This is a genomic window from Mesorhizobium sp. M8A.F.Ca.ET.161.01.1.1, from assembly GCF_004792105.1.
In the GTDB taxonomy this organism is placed as follows: Bacteria; Pseudomonadota; Alphaproteobacteria; order Rhizobiales; family Rhizobiaceae; genus Mesorhizobium.
The window spans coordinates 1-366 of the sequence record NZ_SRTD01000175.1; the positions used below are offsets into that span (position 1 = coordinate 1).

At 57.4% G+C, this 366-nt stretch carries 1 pseudogene; it reads right to left on the reverse strand.

The window, feature by feature from the left end:
• Nucleotides 1–366, reverse strand: a pseudogene (locus EN804_RS35180) (iron ABC transporter permease); the annotation flags it as partial.

Here is a 366-nt window from a genome sequence, read left to right on the forward strand (position 1 = left end):
CAACATATAAGGCACGATCAAGGCCGTGGCGAACCAGCGGCGGCCGAACATGTCCGTTCTGCTGATAAGCCAGGCAAGAACGGTGCCGATGACGAGCGAAAGTGCAATCGCCCCGAATGCGACGGTCAACGTATTTAAGAGCGGACGCCAGAAAAGATCCGATGCGACGGGCGAAAAAAACGCCCTGTCGAGATAATAAAGCGTGAGATCGCCGACATCCTTGCCGAGGCGCCGTTCGTGGCCGAACTGGACGCGGACGGCATCGAGAATGATCGAAACGATCGGAACGACGATCAGATAGGTGAAAAGCAGAGCCGTCAGAACGCCGATCAGCGTCGTCGGCTCCCTGAGTGCGACCTTGAGACG